The organism is Chryseobacterium sp. W4I1, from assembly GCF_030816115.1.
GTDB lineage: Bacteria > Bacteroidota > Bacteroidia > Flavobacteriales > Weeksellaceae > Chryseobacterium.
Genome location: NZ_JAUSXQ010000001.1, coordinates 1871483 through 1887543 on the forward strand (window position 1 = coordinate 1871483; position 16061 = coordinate 1887543).

Annotated in this window: 18 protein-coding genes and 1 other RNA gene; 3 read left to right on the forward strand and 16 right to left on the reverse strand. The window is 36.1% G+C overall.

Features of this window, described 5'->3' with window-relative positions; translation table 11 throughout:
* Positions 1–14 precede the first annotated feature (14 nt).
* From QF044_RS08675 to QF044_RS08695, 5 genes are all read right to left on the reverse strand, one after another.
* Entirely contained in the window at positions 15–1730 is a 1716-nt protein-coding gene (locus QF044_RS08675) for a phospho-sugar mutase (RefSeq protein WP_307265930.1), read from the reverse strand.
* A gap of 95 nt (positions 1731–1825) precedes the next feature.
* Complete coding sequence (locus QF044_RS08680; protein ID WP_307265931.1) at positions 1826–2527, reverse strand: GIN domain-containing protein; 702 nt, start codon at positions 2525–2527, stop codon at positions 1826–1828.
* A 3-nt stretch (positions 2528–2530) separates the two neighbouring features.
* Positions 2531–3265, reverse strand: a complete 735-nt coding sequence (locus QF044_RS08685) for a DUF3667 domain-containing protein (protein ID WP_307265932.1) — start codon at positions 3263–3265, stop codon at positions 2531–2533.
* A gap of 388 nt (positions 3266–3653) precedes the next feature.
* Positions 3654–4604, reverse strand: a complete 951-nt coding sequence (locus QF044_RS08690; RefSeq protein WP_307265933.1) for a glycosyltransferase family 2 protein — start codon at positions 4602–4604, stop codon at positions 3654–3656.
* Positions 4605–4620: 16 nt separating this feature from the next.
* Positions 4621–5220, reverse strand: a complete 600-nt coding sequence (locus QF044_RS08695; protein WP_307265934.1) for a DUF4199 domain-containing protein — start codon at positions 5218–5220, stop codon at positions 4621–4623.
* A gap of 130 nt (positions 5221–5350) precedes the next feature.
* Here QF044_RS08695 and ffs point away from each other — a divergent pair.
* An RNA gene (gene ffs / locus QF044_RS08700) (signal recognition particle sRNA small type) lies at positions 5351–5448 on the forward strand.
* 104 nt (positions 5449–5552) lie between these two features.
* On the opposite strand, the gene QF044_RS08705 is transcribed toward ffs, so the two are convergent.
* The 6 genes from QF044_RS08705 to gyrA form a co-directional block, all read right to left on the reverse strand.
* The gene (locus QF044_RS08705) at positions 5553–6239 is read right to left on the reverse strand and encodes a metal-dependent hydrolase (protein ID WP_307265935.1); all 687 of its coding nucleotides are present in this window, start codon (positions 6237–6239) and stop codon (positions 5553–5555) included.
* A gap of 127 nt (positions 6240–6366) precedes the next feature.
* Positions 6367–6813: an SRPBCC family protein gene (locus QF044_RS08710; RefSeq protein WP_307265937.1), complete on the reverse strand. Its 447-nt coding sequence runs from the start codon at positions 6811–6813 to the stop codon at positions 6367–6369.
* Between the two features lie 15 nt (positions 6814–6828).
* Positions 6829–7758: a 1,4-dihydroxy-2-naphthoate octaprenyltransferase gene (gene menA / locus QF044_RS08715; protein ID WP_307265939.1), complete on the reverse strand. Its 930-nt coding sequence runs from the start codon at positions 7756–7758 to the stop codon at positions 6829–6831.
* A gap of 76 nt (positions 7759–7834) precedes the next feature.
* Positions 7835–8671, reverse strand: coding sequence for a 1,4-dihydroxy-2-naphthoyl-CoA synthase (locus tag QF044_RS08720; RefSeq protein WP_034725441.1), 837 nt, complete (start codon positions 8669–8671; stop codon positions 7835–7837).
* A gap of 154 nt (positions 8672–8825) precedes the next feature.
* Positions 8826–9857 (reverse strand): M48 family metallopeptidase, encoded by a 1032-nt coding sequence (locus QF044_RS08725; RefSeq protein ID WP_307265940.1) that lies wholly within the window; start codon positions 9855–9857, stop codon positions 8826–8828.
* Between the two features lie 28 nt (positions 9858–9885).
* Entirely contained in the window at positions 9886–12474 is a 2589-nt protein-coding gene (gene gyrA, locus QF044_RS08730; RefSeq protein WP_307265941.1) for a DNA gyrase subunit A, read from the reverse strand.
* Between the two features lie 148 nt (positions 12475–12622).
* Between gyrA and QF044_RS08735 the strand changes: the two genes are divergently transcribed.
* The gene (locus QF044_RS08735; protein WP_307265942.1) at positions 12623–12937 is read left to right on the forward strand and encodes a DUF4286 family protein; all 315 of its coding nucleotides are present in this window, start codon (positions 12623–12625) and stop codon (positions 12935–12937) included.
* 46 nt (positions 12938–12983) lie between these two features.
* Here QF044_RS08735 and QF044_RS08740 read toward each other — a convergent pair whose 3' ends face one another.
* The 4 genes from QF044_RS08740 to QF044_RS08755 all read right to left on the reverse strand — a co-directional run bounded on the left by QF044_RS08740 (position 12984) and on the right by QF044_RS08755 (position 14719).
* Complete coding sequence (locus tag QF044_RS08740) at positions 12984–13229, reverse strand: hypothetical protein (RefSeq protein WP_307265944.1); 246 nt, start codon at positions 13227–13229, stop codon at positions 12984–12986.
* Positions 13230–13354: 125 nt separating this feature from the next.
* Positions 13355–13849 (reverse strand): GNAT family N-acetyltransferase, encoded by a 495-nt coding sequence (locus tag QF044_RS08745; protein WP_307265946.1) that lies wholly within the window; start codon positions 13847–13849, stop codon positions 13355–13357.
* A 5-nt stretch (positions 13850–13854) separates the two neighbouring features.
* Positions 13855–14367, reverse strand: coding sequence for a DUF421 domain-containing protein (locus tag QF044_RS08750; protein WP_307265948.1), 513 nt, complete (start codon positions 14365–14367; stop codon positions 13855–13857).
* A gap of 217 nt (positions 14368–14584) precedes the next feature.
* On the reverse strand, positions 14585–14719 hold the full coding sequence (locus QF044_RS08755; protein WP_073336610.1) for a bacteriocin: 135 nt from the start codon (positions 14717–14719) through the stop codon (positions 14585–14587).
* A gap of 207 nt (positions 14720–14926) precedes the next feature.
* Here QF044_RS08755 and QF044_RS08760 point away from each other — a divergent pair, with 207 nt between their 5' ends.
* Entirely contained in the window at positions 14927–15406 is a 480-nt protein-coding gene (locus QF044_RS08760) for a hypothetical protein (RefSeq protein ID WP_307265950.1), read from the forward strand.
* A 161-nt stretch (positions 15407–15567) separates the two neighbouring features.
* On the opposite strand, the gene QF044_RS08765 is transcribed toward QF044_RS08760, so the two are convergent.
* Positions 15568–15975, reverse strand: a complete 408-nt coding sequence (locus QF044_RS08765) for a hypothetical protein (RefSeq protein WP_307265951.1) — start codon at positions 15973–15975, stop codon at positions 15568–15570.
* Between the last annotated feature and the right edge of the window lie 86 nt (positions 15976–16061).

The window sequence follows — 16061 nt, forward strand, 5'->3', positions numbered from 1 at the left end:
CTGCAGACGGGAAATTAATCTAATTTCAAATCTTTTCTTACGTCCTCGATTTTAGCTTCTAATGATTTCAGTTTATCTTTAAAATCTGCTTCAGAAGTAATGGTATCTTTTACAGAAATATAAAATTTAATTTTCGGTTCAGTTCCTGAAGGTCTTACACAGACTTTAGTCCCATCCTGGGTATAATAAATCAGCACATTCGATTTTGGAATGTCGTTCATTACTTTGGTTTCGTTGCTTGAAATATTTAAGCTGGTCTGTTCTTTATAATCTTTCACTTCTTCAACTAAAGATCCTGCCAATTCTTTTGGTGGATTTTCGCGGAAGTTTTTCATCATGTTCTGGATCTCTTCAGCACCTTCTTTTCCTTTTCTGACGATATTCACCAGTCCTTCATAATACATTCCCAGATCTTTGTAGATCTCGATCATATACTGGTACATTGTTTTGCCATTAGCTTTGCACCATGCTGCAATTTCACAGGCTAAAACGATACTTCCACATGAATCTTTATCACGGACAAAATCTCCGGTCATAAAACCAAAACTTTCTTCGCCACCGCAGATGAATTTCTCTTTTCCTTCCGCTTCACGGATCATTTTTCCTATCCATTTGAATCCGGTAAGTCCTGATTTACACTGAACTCCAAACTTCTGAGCAATATCAAAGAAAATATCTGAAGTTACAATCGTGGAACCAATAAATTCTTTTCCTGTGATTTTGCCCAGCTTTCTCCATTCATTTAAAATATAATAAGTAAGGATCGTATTGGTTTGATTACCATTAAGAAGCTGCATTTCTCCATCAAGGTTTCTTACGGCAATTCCCAATCTATCCCCATCCGGATCTGTTCCAATCACGATGTCTGCATTGGTAATTCTTGCCAGATCCAATGCCATTTCCAGTGCTGCAGGCTCTTCCGGGTTCGGAGATTCTACCGTGGTAAAATTACCGCTTGGAATCATCTGTTCTTTGACAAGATCTATCTTTTTGAATCCTGCTTTTTCCAAAGCCTTTGGAACCGTAGTATAAGTTGTTCCGTGGATAGAGGTAAAAACAATATTTAAATTTTCTTTTCCAACATTCTGATAGGTTGAGTTTTCAATACAGGCATCAATATACACATCATCCTGCTCTTCTCCTATCCATTCGATCAGGTCATCATTTCCGTTGAATTTAATTTCGTCAAATTTCACAGAATAGACTTCATTGATGATCGCTTCATCATGTGGCGGAACAATCTGTGCACCATCGTTCCAATATACTTTATAACCGTTGTATTCAGGTGGATTGTGCGATGCTGTTAATACAATTCCTCCATTACATTTTTTGTCTCTTACAGTAAAAGACAGTTCCGGGGTTGGTCTGTGATCTTTGAAAAGAAGCACTTTAATTCCATTAGCTGTTAAGACATCAGCAACCAGTTTCCCGAATTCTTTTGAATTGTGGCGAACGTCATAAGCAATAGCTACTTTGATCTCTTCTCCTTTAAACTGCTGAAGCATATAATTGGCCAGTCCCTGTGTAGCCTGTCCTAATGTATATTTATTCAAGCGGTTGGTTCCTACTCCCATGACACCTCTCATTCCTCCTGTACCAAATTCAAGCTCTCTGTAGAAAGAATCTTCCAGATCCGGAGAATTGCTGTCGATTAATACCTGTACGGCATCTTTTGTTTCTTTATCGAATGTATCACTTAACCAAAGTTGCGCTTTTTCTAATGTTGTCATATTTGTATTTCGTTCTTTTATAATTTGTAAAGTTCTAATTCTAAGTTTAGCAGTTTCTATAGTAACTTCCCTCCTTTATCCTCTCTCTTCTTTTATTACTCCAGTTTTTTATTCTCAACGCGAGCCTGCTTATCAATTTTAAAGGCACGAATCGGGTTGTTGTAATAAATAAATTTTGCCGTATTCTGAATATTTCCTTTTAAAGAATCCTTTACATTAACTTCTGCGTAGTTTCCGTTTTTAGAATCGATATTCAGGTTTTCTATTTTCCAGTAGGGAGCAATCAGACTTGCTGTGTCTGAGATCTTTATCACTGCATCTTTAGTCAGTCCTAAAAAGTTGGCTCTGCTTTTATTCTGCATATCCACTTCTGCTCTTCTTGTGTTCACCGAACCCATAAAAGTAGCATAATTTTTTAAATTAAGCCTAAAATTATCGGTCTTTATTTCGCTGGAAATATTCATTTCCACAGAATCTGCAACCGCCACTTTTTCAAGATTATATTTTGAATAGATCGTTACATTATAGAAATCTACGCCTTTAGTTCCTCTTTTTTCCTTGATAAAAAGAGTTTTGTCTTTTACATCCACATCCAGATTGCTAGCTACGTTGGGATAGGTTTCGATTTCCACAAAATTTTTGTTTCCTCTGGCATAAAATACACGAAATTTTCCTTCCAGATCCAGATTCACAAATTCTGAAACATCCACATCTTTCCTTTCAATATTTCCTTTTGGAGACACTTTTCCACAGGAAACTGCCGCTAGAAGCAGACTTATGTATAATATTTTTTTCATTCTTTAACTTAAAATATTTTTATATAGAAGTGCAATTATAAGCAGGCACTCTATTCCCATTAAAATATAAAACACTAATAATCTCCACCATAAACCCAGCTTTGGATAGCTTTCTTTAAAGGCATTCCAATAAGTAAAGGCAGGAAATACGACACAACTAAAAACAATAATTTTATCTATTATACTAAAGATTTTAGATAACGGCTTAAATACAGCAACGATACTTACCAGATCATCAAGCAATAATAGCGTTAGAATTCCTGAAAGGCTTACTGATGCCATAATAATATGCTCTGCAAAATTCAATTTAATACGTTTAAAAAGAATCCATGCATTTAAGGCTAACAAAGGGATCAATACAAATAAAATCGTTTTAGAATATTTCGAGAAAACATCTATCACTTTTGTGCTGCCTTCAGGAATTTCATTCGGGTTGAGATCCAGATAGAGATGCATTGCCAATACATTAAATCCAAATAAAATAAGCAGTAAAGAAAATAAGTTGTAATATTTAATCCGTTTCCCTGAAATATAATCCATTCCCATTCTTCCGGGTCCAAGCAAAACATGTTTTAAAGTCCGGAAAAACTTCGCTTCTACATGCCAGACCGAGCCTAAAATATCACTTTTGATAAGAGAACGTGAAGTTATTCTTGCGGTGTTGGATTTTTGTCCGCAATGAGGACAAAACTCATCGGAAATTTCATGACCGCAGTTCAAACAACTTTTTTTGTTCATGCAAAATCAATACATTTTATTTTCGCCTGTAATCAGATGTTCCCAGTTGTTACGTTTTGTACCACTCTTGTCAATTACGGTACAAATATAATTAAAAAAGGCTTTTAAAAGCAGTCCGTGCTTATGTTTTCTATTAGTTTTTCACACTTTTGATACTGCTGTTTTTTGATTTGTTGACTTTTTTAATAATGATTTATTGTTTTCTTAATTGCACAACATTTTAATCCTTGTGTTAAAAACTATTCGTTACATTTCTATCGTTGAAATTTTGTATTCAAAAATATATTTCTTGTGAAAGTACCCTTAACTCTTATCTTTTTCAATAAAAATCCCTAAAAGTTGAGAGCTTTTAGGGAAATTTTATATGTTGATAATTTTATTTAACGTATTAAATCACTTCATCAATATTGTAATTCTTATGTTCTCTGTTGGTTCTGATGATCATTTCTCCTAAGAATCCGGCTATAAAAAGCAATGTTCCCATCAGCATCATCGTTAAGGCAATAAAAAACCATGGATTATTGGTAATCAGATGTCCATAAATTCCTCTTGCCACATCAATCAGTTTTGAAACGCCCAACCAAAGTGCAGACAGAAAACCTACGATAAACATAACCGTTCCTACCGCTCCGAAGAAATGCATAGGTCTTCCTCCGAACCTGCTTACAAACCAAAGGGTTACCAGATCCAGGAAACCTCTGATAAATCTTTCGGTTCCGAATTTTGAGGTTCCGTAAGGTCTCGCCTGATGCTGTACCTCTTTTTCAGTTATTCTTCTGAATCCCGCATTGGCAGCCAATACTGGAATATAACGGTGCATATCTCCATACACATCGATTGATTTTACGACCTGTTTTTTGTACGCTTTCAGGCCACAGTTGAAATCGTGGAGATAAACTCCCGACACTTTTCTAGCTGCTGCATTGAATAGTTTTGACGGAACATTTTTCGTCATTACGTTGTCAAAACGTTTCTTTTTCCAGCCTGAAACAATATCATAGTTATCTTCGACAACCATTTTATAAAGTTCAGGAATTTCTTCCGGGAAATCCTGTAAATCAGCATCCATTGTGATCACCACGTCTCCGTTTGCTCTTTCAAAAGCTGCATGAAGGGCCTGAGATTTTCCGTAATTCCTGGAAAATTTGATAGCGTGGATCTGAGGGTGCTGAACCTTCATATTTTCAATAATGCTCCACGAAAGGTCTGTACTTCCGTCATCTACAAACCAGATTTCATAGGATAAGCTGTTTGAATAACAAACGTTATCAATCCTTGAAAAAAGCTGCTCCAGAGAGTCCTCTTCGTTTAATAACGGAATAACTATAGATAAATTCATTTAATTTTAATAAAAATTATTCTTGATTTTCTGTTTCTTCGTAAACTGTTCTTGTTCTGAAAAACGCTCCGAAAAACACCGACAAAACTACGTAAAATATAAGAATTGCTGCAAAATATCCTGAAAAATGACTTGCAGTAAGCATATCTTTTCCTTTAATGGCTTCGGGAGAAAAACTTGGCAGTCTTTCTTTGTATTTCTGATCCAATTCATCAATATCTTTCTGATGTTTCATGATCTTTCTTGCAGACTGATATTCAGTGTCTAATTCTTTTTTCTGTCTCTGTACATATTGGTAATTCAGAAGTTTTTTTACATTGGGATCTACAAAATTAAGAAAAGCATACATACTGAAAATGGAAAGAATTCCTCCGATAAACATGGGAACGAATGCTCTTGAGAATGCATCTTTGAAAGATACTATTCTATTTTTGTTCCAGAAGGTTTTTACAGACCAGAAAGCTGCTCCCGCATAAATTATCGGAAGAACGAAGGCGTTGATTTTCAGCGAAGTTTCAAAGTAATTGATTCCCGAGAAAAAGAAATAAGCTACAAAAAAAATGATCATTGTAGCGATAAAAAGTATAATTCCTAGTGTTGATGGACTTTTCGTCATGTTAGATTTTTTAAAAAAAGTTGAAAAATTATTGCTCTAAATTCCAGCCGTTTAGCCTTATTAGCGCATTTTTTCGACTAATTTTCTTTAATAATATTTTGAAGTTTATAAATTATTCCTACCTTTGCAACGGCAAGTCCTAAACAACCAGCTCCTGAGAACCCTCCAGGGTGGGAACGCAGCAAAGGTAATTGGTCGTAGCGGTGTGATTTAGGTAGCTTGCCATTTTTTTTTATTTTAAGTTGAAGTAAGGTAATTGAAAAATTATCTTTTTTTGTTTCTATACTTTTCAACATATTCATTTTCATTTTAAAATTACCTTTATTCTTTATTTAAAATTCAAACTCCTCTCCTAATTTAGGAAGAACAAGTTCTACATTTTTATCAGCAAAATGCTTTAATGCACTTTCATGGTTAATCTCAATGGCAGGGAAAGTATCGAAATGACATCCGATCACTTTTGGAGTTTTCAATAATTCTGCTGCTGCAAAAGAAGCTTTTCTGGGGCACATTGTGTAGTGGCTTCCAATGGGAAGGATAGACAGGTCAATCTTTCCGAAAAGTCTTGGGAAAAGCTCCATATCCGCCATGACTCCGGTATCTCCGGCCATATAGATATTCTTACCTTCAGGAAGTCTGAAAATATATCCTACAGGAACACCTCCATAGCTTCCATCCGGGAAGGAACTGGTATGGTGAGCCGGTACCATGGAAATTTTAAGATCCTCGATTTTTGCTGATCCTCCTAAGTTCACATCGTTTTTATTCTTTGCGGTCTTGAAGTAAGCGCAGATCTCAGGAACGGCAATCACCGTAGCTTCCGGGTGAAACTGCAATACTTCTTCCACATCAGCAATATGATCGCCGTGTGCATGAGTCAGTAAGATATAATCGATCTTCTGAGCCGATATATCGAAGCCAGATTCGGCTTTTTTGTAATTGTAAAAAGGATCACTTAAAATTGTTTTGTCTTTGTATGTAAACAAAAAACAGTTTTGTCCTAAAAATTGTATTTTCATTTTTAATTGATTTTTTAATTATCACTTTTATTCTGCCAGCTTTATGCAAAGTCTGCTATAAATTTTTCACAAAGCGGATTTTTTATAGAGCGTAAGAGATTACCCTCAGAACAGCTTAAAAGTCATATTATTTCTGTGGAAATTTATCTTCAATCAGGTTCAGTTTGATCCCATGCTCTAGATAGGCTTTACAGCCGTCTAAAACTGTAGTAAAACCGCCTGTATTATCATTAACTACTCTCAGAAGGTCTTCCCCTGTCTGGGCAAAACCATAGCTTTTAATGATAACCAAAGTTCCCTTTTCCATTTCTCTGAATTCATAGTCTACATTTACTGCAGGATCTCCCCATTCTGTTTTTATCAGCTGATTGGAAATGATTTCATGAACTTTTACAACGGATTTTGCACCATACATCTCCCAATCCCAGGTTACAGTCTGACCTGCTTCCAGTTTTCCGGTAGATTTCGTAAACCAGAAATTGGTTGTCACTTCAGGATTGACAAATGCTTCAAAAACCTCTTCAACAGGTTTCCTGATAAGCATCTGAGCTTGAACATAGGTATTTGAACTCATAGTAATGGAATTTATTTATTTAAAAAAATTAAGTCCTATTGCTGTAAGAACCGCCATCGTAAATGTAAGAATACCCACTTGTTTTAAAAATGGATCTAATTCTTTAGGTTCTTTTACAGACATGATTTTCCTTCTAAGCTTAGCAAAAGGAATCAGTAAGATCATCACGATGAAAACATAATAGTTCTGAGACTGTATAAAACCGTTTAGCGCTAAAAATATAAGAATCAGAACCAGAGGAAGCTGTAAAAGGATCATTTCGTAAATCATTGCACTTTTGAAACCGATCCTCAAGGCAAAGCTGTTTTTCCCTGACAGCCTGTCGCTTTCTATATCTCTCATATTATTAAGATTAAGAACTGCCATGCTCATCATTCCTACAGCTGTTCCAGGCAACAGCATGTCCCAGCTGAAGGTTTTTGTAAACAGAAAATAACTTCCGCATACTGAAACCAATCCAAAGAATACAAATACAAAAAGATCTCCCAATCCCATGTATCCGTAAGGTTTTTTTCCAACGGTATAACCTATGGCTGCTAAAATACAGGCTACTCCCAATCCTATGAAAATATAAAATTCATTCATATAATCCGGAATGAAAGCGACATACAACAAAGCAATTGTAGCAGCAAAAGATAATATTGAGAAAAGAATTACTGCATTTTTCATCTGCTTAGCCGTAATTCTTCCTGAAGCTACTGCTCTGGATTCTGCTTCATTGATTCTTTTGGCATCAGTTCCTTTTATACCGTCTCCATAATCATTGGCATAGTTTGATAAAATCTGATATAAAAGGGTCACCAGAAGTGCCAAGGCAAAAATTTTCCAGTCCCATGTTCCTCCTTCGCCATAAAGTCTCCATTTTGCAATGAAGGCTCCCATAATAATTCCGCTTAAAGAAAGCGGTAAAGTTCGTAGCCTTGCGGCTTTAATCCAGTCAGTCATAATTTTTATAATGTAAAATGTATGATGTACAATCTATTAAATCATTAAATCATTATTACATTGTACTTTTTACAATTTAAGATATCCACTGATTTTCTCCGAAGTCAGGTTTTCTTTTTTCAAGGAATGCATTTCTTCCTTCCTGAGCTTCTTCCGTCATGTAAGCCAAACGGGTTGCTTCTCCTGCAAATACCTGCTGCCCTACCATTCCGTCATCGGTAAGGTTCATGGCAAATTTCAGCATTCTGATCGATAGTGGAGATTTAGCTAAAATTTCCTGAGCCCATTCATAAGCTGTATCTTCTAATTCTGCGTGAGGAATAACAGCATTTACCATTCCCATGTCCATCGCTTCCTGAGCAGAATAGTTTCTTCCTAAAAAGAATATTTCACGGGCTTTCTTCTGACCTACCATTTTGGCAAGGTAAGCTGATCCGTAACCTCCGTCAAAACTTGTAACATCGGCATCAGTCTGTTTGAAAATGGCATGTTCTTTACTCGCTAACGTAAGATCACAAACTACATGAAGTGAATGTCCTCCGCCTACAGCCCAGCCCGGAACAACCGCAATAACAACTTTCGGCATGAAACGAATCAAACGCTGAACTTCCAAAATGTTTAAACGGTGTCTTCCATCTTCTCCTACATATCCCTGATGTCCTCTTGCTTTTTGGTCTCCTCCGCTGCAAAATGCCCAACCTCCATCTTTAGGGCTTGGCCCTTCTCCGGTAAGCAAAACCACTCCTATTGACGAATCTTCAGAAGCATCATAAAAAGCATCATACAATTCTGAGGTAGTTTTTGGACGAAAAGCGTTTCGAAGTTCTGGTCTGTTGAAAGCAATTCTCGCTACACCATTACATTTTTTATAGGTAATATCTTCGTATTCTTTGACGGTTTTCCACTCGATCATGTTGTAAAAATTTTTCCCAAAGATACGGAATTGCAGAGAATTTTTACGGTGAAATTTAAGGATAATAGCGCTAAAAAATATAGCGGTGTTTTGGATCTTAAAGAAAAAACCGGAACATTTCTGTTCCGGTTTCATTTATTGTCAAACTATAGAATTATTTTGCTGGGGCTTTTGCTTTAAGCTCAGCTTCTTTAACTTTAAGATCTTTAATTTTATCTACATTTTTTGTTACAATATAGATCTCTTTCAACGCAGTTAGAGCATCAAGGCTTTCAGGGGCTGCTTTATACCAACCTTCAGCATAAGGAAGAGCTTTAGCAAACCTTTCTTTTCTTGCATCGATCAGCTTGGTAGCTTCTTCTGGTTTTTCTTTTCTTGTTGCATTGATCTGCTCAACAATTTTAGAATCATCACCAATTACGGTATATACCAGGTTCTGGTGAGCATTCTCAAAATCAGGCTTGATTTCAATTGCTTTCTTGAATGATGTGATAGCATCTTCCAATGTGGCAGGATTTTTAGACTGCATTACGCCAAGATTATACCAATTGGTCGCATCGTTTGGGTTCTTTGCAAGCTGTTCTTTAAGGGTGACAATGAACTTTTCAGTATTTCCTGAATCGTAGTAAGCAGTACTCTGGGCATCTTTAAGTTTAGCATTATTTGGATATTTTGCTAATCCTTTTTCAATGATCACTAATGCTTCATTAGGTTTTTTCGCATTGAGAAGCAATGTTGTTAACGTTTCATATAGATCCGGTTCAACACTTGCTGTCTGTTCTGTTTTGAAATCTGAATAATCAGCATTTTTCTTCATCAGTTCCCAGGTAGCTTTATCCAAATTCACTACATTTCCGGATTTTTTTTCTTTTGCCGTATACGTAGTCTGAACACCAGTAAAGCCAGAGTTGATAAGTTCTGTATATATTTTGATGGATTCGTCGGTGTTATTTGCCAAAGCATAACTCAATCCTGCATAATACATATATATTTTATCATCCTGACCATTCGTTTTTAATAAGTTATAGACTTCTAAAAACTTAGGGGCTGCAACGGTATAATTTTTTGCATTATACGCATCCATAGCAGCTTTGTTTGCTTCCTGTAATTTGGCATTCACATCAGCTTTCTGACCAAAAACAAAAGCAGAAGCCACGATTGCAATACCTAAAATAAGTTTCTTCATATTAACTATATTATATTAATTGTACATTTTATTCTTCAGAATCTGAATTCTCATTTTCCTCAGTTGGATTTTCTTTTTCAGTCTGAGGTACTTCCGTATTGTTTTCCTGGTTATTGGTTACAGTTTCTGTTCCTTCTTCGTTTTCTTCAGAAACTTCTTCTACATCTTTATCCATTGCTACTTTTGCAATCGCTGCAATTTCGTCATTTTTCTTAAGGTTGATCATTTTTACCCCTTGGGTATTCCTTCCCATTACTCTCATTTCATCCATTCCCATTCTGATGGCAACACCAGACTTATTGATGATCATCAATCCGTCTTCGTCTGTTACATTCTGAATAGCAATCAGATTTCCTGTTTTTTCGGTAATATTTAGGGTGATAACTCCTTTCCCTCCTCTATTGGTGATTCTGTAATCTTCGACAGCAGTTCTCTTGCCATATCCTTTTTCAGAAACCACAAGTACCGTTTCTTTCTCCACATCATTCACAACAATCATACCAATTGCCTCGTCATTATCATCCATGCTGATCCCACGTACCCCGATAGAACCTCTTCCTACTTCTCTTACTTTTTCTTCAGGGAAACGGATACATTTACCGTTTTTGGTAGCAATCATGATCTGAGAATCTCCGTTAGTAAGGTAAGCTCCCAACAACTGGTCATTATCTCTGATCTCAATAGCATTCACCCCATTCACTCTAGGTCTTGAGTAAGCTTCAAGAGACGTTTTCTTGATTGTACCGTTTTTGGTAACCATCACTACACTCATCTGGTTTACATATTCTGCATCCTTCAGGTTATTGGTTCTGATATATGCTTTTATCTTATCATCCGGCTCAATGTTGATCAGGTTCTGTACAGCTCGTCCTTTGGATGTTTTGGATCCTTCAGGAATTTCAAAAACTCTTAACCAGTAACATCTTCCTTTTTCTGTAAAGAATAGCATATACTGGTGATTGGTCGCAGAAACGATGTATTCAAGAAAATCTTCATCCCTTGTGGTTGCCGCTCTGTTTCCTACACCACCTCTGCTCTGAATTTTGTATTCTGAAAGCGAAGTCCTTTTAACATATCCTGCGTGTGAAATGGTAAGAACTACTGCTTCATTCGGAATGATGTCCTCAATAGACATTTCTCCTCCTGAGAAATCAATTTCAGTTCTTCTTTCGTCACCATATTTTTCTTTGATCTCAGCAAGCTCTTCTTTGATGATCTCGAATCTTCTTGGTTCATTAGCCAAAATATCTTCTAAGTTCAGAATCTCTTTCATGATTGCATCGTATTCGTCACGGATCTTATCAAGTTCCATTCCCGTAAGACGTGCCAATCTAAGATCAAGAATTGCCTGAGCCTGAATTTCAGAAAGCTCGAATGCTTCGATCAAACCTTCTTTTGCAGCCTGAGGATTGGCGCTGTGACGGATGATGGAAATTGCTCTGTCCAGAGAATCCTGGGTTCCGATCACTTTCATGAAACCTTCCAGGATGTGAGCTCTTTCTTTCGCTTTTTTAAGCTCGTACTGAGTTCTTCTCACAATCACTTCATGTCTATGCTCTACGAAGTGGTGGATGATGTCTTTTAAGTTCAGCTGTTCCGGTCTTCCTTTAACCAATGCAATGTTGTTTACACTGAAAGAAGTCTGAAGTGCCGTATATTTATATAAAAGGTTTAAGACTACATTCGGGATCGCATCATTTTTAAGTTCATACACGACACGCAGACCATTTCTGTCTGATTCGTCTCTGATTTCATGAATCCCTAGAATTTTATCATCTTTAATAAGTTCAGCCGTTCTGGCGATCATATCAGCTTTATTGACCTGATAAGGAACTTCTGTAACGATAATTGCATTTCTATTTCCGATCTCCTCAAAGTTTACCTTTGCTCTCAGTACGATACGTCCTCTTCCTGTGTGGAAAGCATCTCTTACACCATCATACCCATAGATAATACCTCCTGTCGGGAAATCCGGTGCAGTAATGAACTGCATCAATTCATCAATACTAATATCTTTATTATCTATATAAGCTGAAATAGCATCTACAGATTCTGATAAATTATGGGGAGCCATATTAGTCGCCATACCTACAGCAATACCGGATGTTCCGTTTACTAAAAGGTTTGGAACTTTTGTAGGCATAACGGTAGGTTCCGTCAAACTGTCATCAAAGTTGTTCTGAAAATCAACAGTTTCTTTATCTAAGTCTGCAAGTACATCATCAGAAATCTTTTTAAGTCTTGCTTCTGTATAACGCATTGCTGCAGGCGGGTCACCGTCCATGGAACCAAAGTTACCCTGCCCGTCTACCTGTGGATAACGTAAACTCCAGGGTTGGGCCATTCTTACCATTGCATCGTAAACAGAAGAGTCTCCGTGCGGGTGGTATTTACCCAAAACATCTCCAACAATTCTCGCAGATTTCAAATATTTTCTATTAGAAAAAACCCCTAATCCATACATACCATAAAGTACTCTTCTATGAACGGGTTTAAGGCCGTCTCTTACGTCCGGTAACGCTCTTGAAACGATAACCGACATCGAATAATCGATATAAGATGATTTCATTTCATCAACAATGTTGATAGGAATCAGTCTTTCTCCTTCTTTTTGCATAAACAAATTTTATTATAATGACAGTCAGACCTTTAGCTGTGCGTCTGAAAATAATTTATTTCCAATTTTTATTAACGGGCTAATTTACGAAATTTTTGCCGATTTTTGTATTAGAATTTATCCTAATAATCTTAAAAATTCATAAAATATGAGCTTACTGAGTATAACTTTCCACTGCACGAAAAACAATATTGAAGAATGGGAAAATTATATTGATGAAACACTGGTTCTGATGGCGGAAAACCTAATGGATGTCGATAAATATATTCTATCTGAAGTACACAGTGATTATATTGAAGAAGGCAAGAACTATAATCTGCTGCTGATGTTTGACAATGAGGATCTCAGGGAAGATTTCATTAAAAGTGAAATGCTGAACATTTCGGAAAGAATTGAGAAAAAATTCGGAGCGGAAGTGATGATTTTCAATACCTTTCTTAATCCTAAAAATTCACGATTTTAAAATATAAAATCAAAAGCCCTGAAAATTCAGGGCTTTTTTATTTTTTTCAATCTCTGTGATGCTTTTTGCCTTTGTGTCCGTGTCCATGTCCTCGGCCTCTATCTCTGTCATCATAATCATAGTAATAGACTCTTTTTTTAACTTGTCCGGGTGCATAATATCTGGCACTTCCTCCATAAACTTTCTTAGCCTGTCCCGGTGGAAGCCTTCTTACATGCTGATCATGCACTACACATGATGTCATCATAGACAAAACCGTCACAACTCCTGCAATTTTAATCAATCCTTTCATTTTTTCACTTTTTCAAATTCCGATAGTGAGAGATAACAAGGTTAGTGCCAAAATTTAAAAGAAGTCAGATAGTAGAGATTAGAAGTTAGTTTTATTATATATTTAAAACTACAGATTTATTCCAATTAATCTATTATATCACTCCTTTTTTCCATCATAACAATGTCTTTCCATTGTCCGTTGAGTTTTCCTATTTTTTTTCTGACTCCTATAGTTCTGAAACCATTTTTCTGATGGAATCTTATCGAAGCTTCATTTTCCGGGAAAATACTGGCCTGAAGAGTCCAGAATCCGTGGCTTTCGCTGTCGAGAATCATCTTTTTCAGCAGAACTGATCCTAAACCTTTCCCCTGGTAAGTATTCTCAAAATAAATGCTTACTTCGGCAACTCCTTTATAACATTCTCTTTTACTTACCGGTTTCAAAGCGCACCACCCTACTATTTCGTTGCTTTCATTTTCCAGCACCCAGCGGCAGTCGTTGAAATATTCCATATTCCATGCTTCAGCTGTAGGAACTTCTGTTTCAAAAGTAGCTATACCGCTGTCTAGTCCCTCACTGTAAATTTCGAGCACTCTTTTTTCGTCGCCGGGAAGCATTTCTCTTAATTCGTAATTCATTTTGCTTAATGGTATTTTCTTTTATTTCTTCTTTTTATTCTTGAATAATGGGTCTGCTTTCCTGTTTCATCCTGTGAGATAACACTTATGTTTCCGTCTACTTCAAGGATAGACAGTTTTACATTTTCAATTTTTTCTACACCGTGTTCTCTTATGGCCTCTTCCAATTCATCCCTGGTGATTTTCACTCTATTCAAAGCAGGCTGATCTATTATTCCATCTCTGATGAGAATAACGGGATCTTCTTCCATGAACGTTTCAAATTTTCGGTTGGAAAACATCAGCCTTTTTAAAATAAAGTTAGCCGCAAAAAGGACAAGCGCTGCAATAAGACCACCCTGCAATGATGTATCCGGTCCTACCATAGCATTCTGAACAGCATTGGAAATAAGCAGCAACAAAACAACATCCCCTGCATTGAGCTGAGAAAGCTGATTTTTACCAAAAAGACGGATAGCGATTACCATAAAAAGGTAAACGCAAAGGGAACGGACGACAACGTCAAGAATAGGATTCACAGATCATGTTTTATACTCAAATGTATACATTTTTATGATGAGCTGCTCTATTTATTTTAAACTATCAGATTAATTTAAAAAAGGAATTCTGGGGCTGTTACATTGAGATTGAAAGATGAAAGAAAGTGGTTGGAGAATTGGTACCTCGTTAAGGAGAGAATGCAAGGGAATAACTGAAACCTCATCATAAAAAAAGCTGCAAAAGCAGCTTTAATTTTTAAGGGCATTGAGCGATCGGAACCTCACTGCATACTACTTTGTTCAGTCTTTCGCAGTATACGCAGTATTTCTTTGGTTCGCCACCGTACACAGATTTTAACTCGGTTTTTGTCAGTTTCTTTAAATTTTTCATATCGTTTTAATTTTATGATGAGTAAATTTATAACGACTTTTTCTATCATTTATTACAATTTAATATTTAAGGCTTTCATATTTTATATATGAATCAGAAAGATGTAACTGCAGAAAAAAGCAGGAAACCTATGAAAATCAGGGTTTAAAAATAATTTTATATCTTTAAATAACCAAAACATCACACCAAACCAATAAAAATATTGAAATGATCACACCAAAAGGAGCCCATTCAGGGCAATTAGAACCAGCGAAAAAATCATTGATCTCCAATGGTCTTCTTTCTGGACAGGATGATATTAGTGCTTATAATAAAGGCGTATGTCATGATGTTGTAGCCTATGCTCTTTACATGAGAGGGGCAGCCATATCTCCGGACGAGCTTGTTCAGTTTCGTGCGCAGGGATGGCTTAATAAGTTCAATTACTCCGGCGGAGAGCAATGGGATGGCTATGCTGTGATTCCTAAAGGAAAGGCAGTAGGTTTTTACCGGGTAAGAGACAAAACATGGTTTCATTCTGCTATTACCACAGGCAACTGTTCAGAAATCAGATCTGTCAACGGTTTCTCACTGGGAACAGCATGGTCGGTACCGGTAGATATGAAATGGGTACTAGGTAAGCCCAATGAGGACGGAACATTTAATTATGATGGAACCAAGATAGAAGTTTATATCTCTTCTTTATAATAGATAAGCCCTGATTTAATTTCAATAGACTTATCAAATTAAATCAGGGCTTTATTATTTTTAAAATGTTTAGCCATAGTCAAGCTTTCTTTTTCAAGTACACAGTTTTAATTATTGTTTTAATACAAACAGTATTTCCGTGTAAAAAATACTTTTGAATATTATCTGTTATTTATTTCAACTGTTACAGGCATTTTATAAGTATAGGCAACCATATTTTCATTTAAATTTTTGCGGTCTACTCTGTAATCAAGTTCACTTAAAACATTTTCAATTTCTTTGCTTACAATTTTGCAGTCGCCATTAGAATGAACATTTATTATTTTGCCTTTTTTTGTAATATCAAATGTTACTACTGAGTTTACTGTTCCTTGCTTGTAATCAGAATTGGTAAGATCAAAGTTTTCCATCAATTTATTTCTTATATCATTGAAGGTTTCTTTATTCTTGCTCAATTGGATTTCCTCAATTGTACTATGATCTGATATTTGCGCTTTAACCATATTGTTTGCAGCCATGAATCCACAAACTAAGAATGAAGCAATCAATATTTGAACTTTATTTTTCATAAGTCTTTGGTTTTAAATATTATGTATATCTCCTTTACCAAAGTTATGAAATAATTCATACTAAATTCATATTGAGTTAACATTAA

Bases quoted from the DNA above. Each gene is read 5' to 3' on its own strand.
- QF044_RS08685 (WP_307265932.1), bottom strand. From the start codon at position 3,265: ATGAACAAAAAAAGTTGTTTGAACTGCGGTCATGAAATTTCCGATGAG.
- QF044_RS08690 (WP_307265933.1), bottom strand. From the start codon at position 4,604: ATGAATTTATCTATAGTTATTCCGTTATTAAACGAAGAGGACTCTCTG.
- QF044_RS08740 (WP_307265944.1), bottom strand. From the start codon at position 13,229: ATGAAAGGATTGATTAAAATTGCAGGAGTTGTGACGGTTTTGTCTATG.
- gyrA (WP_307265941.1), bottom strand. From the start codon at position 12,474: ATGCAAAAAGAAGGAGAAAGACTGATTCCTATCAACATTGTTGATGAA.
- QF044_RS08745 (WP_307265946.1), bottom strand. From the start codon at position 13,849: ATGAATTACGAATTAAGAGAAATGCTTCCCGGCGACGAAAAAAGAGTG.
- QF044_RS08705 (WP_307265935.1), bottom strand. From the start codon at position 6,239: ATGAAAATACAATTTTTAGGACAAAACTGTTTTTTGTTTACATACAAA.
- QF044_RS08760 (WP_307265950.1), top strand. From the start codon at position 14,927: ATGATCACACCAAAAGGAGCCCATTCAGGGCAATTAGAACCAGCGAAA.
- QF044_RS08695 (WP_307265934.1), bottom strand. From the start codon at position 5,220: ATGACGAAAAGTCCATCAACACTAGGAATTATACTTTTTATCGCTACA.
- QF044_RS08675 (WP_307265930.1), bottom strand. From the start codon at position 1,730: ATGACAACATTAGAAAAAGCGCAACTTTGGTTAAGTGATACATTCGAT.
- QF044_RS08710 (WP_307265937.1), bottom strand. From the start codon at position 6,813: ATGAGTTCAAATACCTATGTTCAAGCTCAGATGCTTATCAGGAAACCT.
- QF044_RS08725 (WP_307265940.1), bottom strand. From the start codon at position 9,857: ATGAAGAAACTTATTTTAGGTATTGCAATCGTGGCTTCTGCTTTTGTT.
- QF044_RS08765 (WP_307265951.1), bottom strand. From the start codon at position 15,975: ATGAAAAATAAAGTTCAAATATTGATTGCTTCATTCTTAGTTTGTGGA.
- QF044_RS08720 (WP_034725441.1), bottom strand. From the start codon at position 8,671: ATGATCGAGTGGAAAACCGTCAAAGAATACGAAGATATTACCTATAAA.
- menA (WP_307265939.1), bottom strand. From the start codon at position 7,758: ATGACTGACTGGATTAAAGCCGCAAGGCTACGAACTTTACCGCTTTCT.
- QF044_RS08680 (WP_307265931.1), bottom strand. From the start codon at position 2,527: ATGAAAAAAATATTATACATAAGTCTGCTTCTAGCGGCAGTTTCCTGT.
- QF044_RS08735 (WP_307265942.1), top strand. From the start codon at position 12,623: ATGAGCTTACTGAGTATAACTTTCCACTGCACGAAAAACAATATTGAA.
- QF044_RS08755 (WP_073336610.1), bottom strand. From the start codon at position 14,719: ATGAAAAATTTAAAGAAACTGACAAAAACCGAGTTAAAATCTGTGTAC.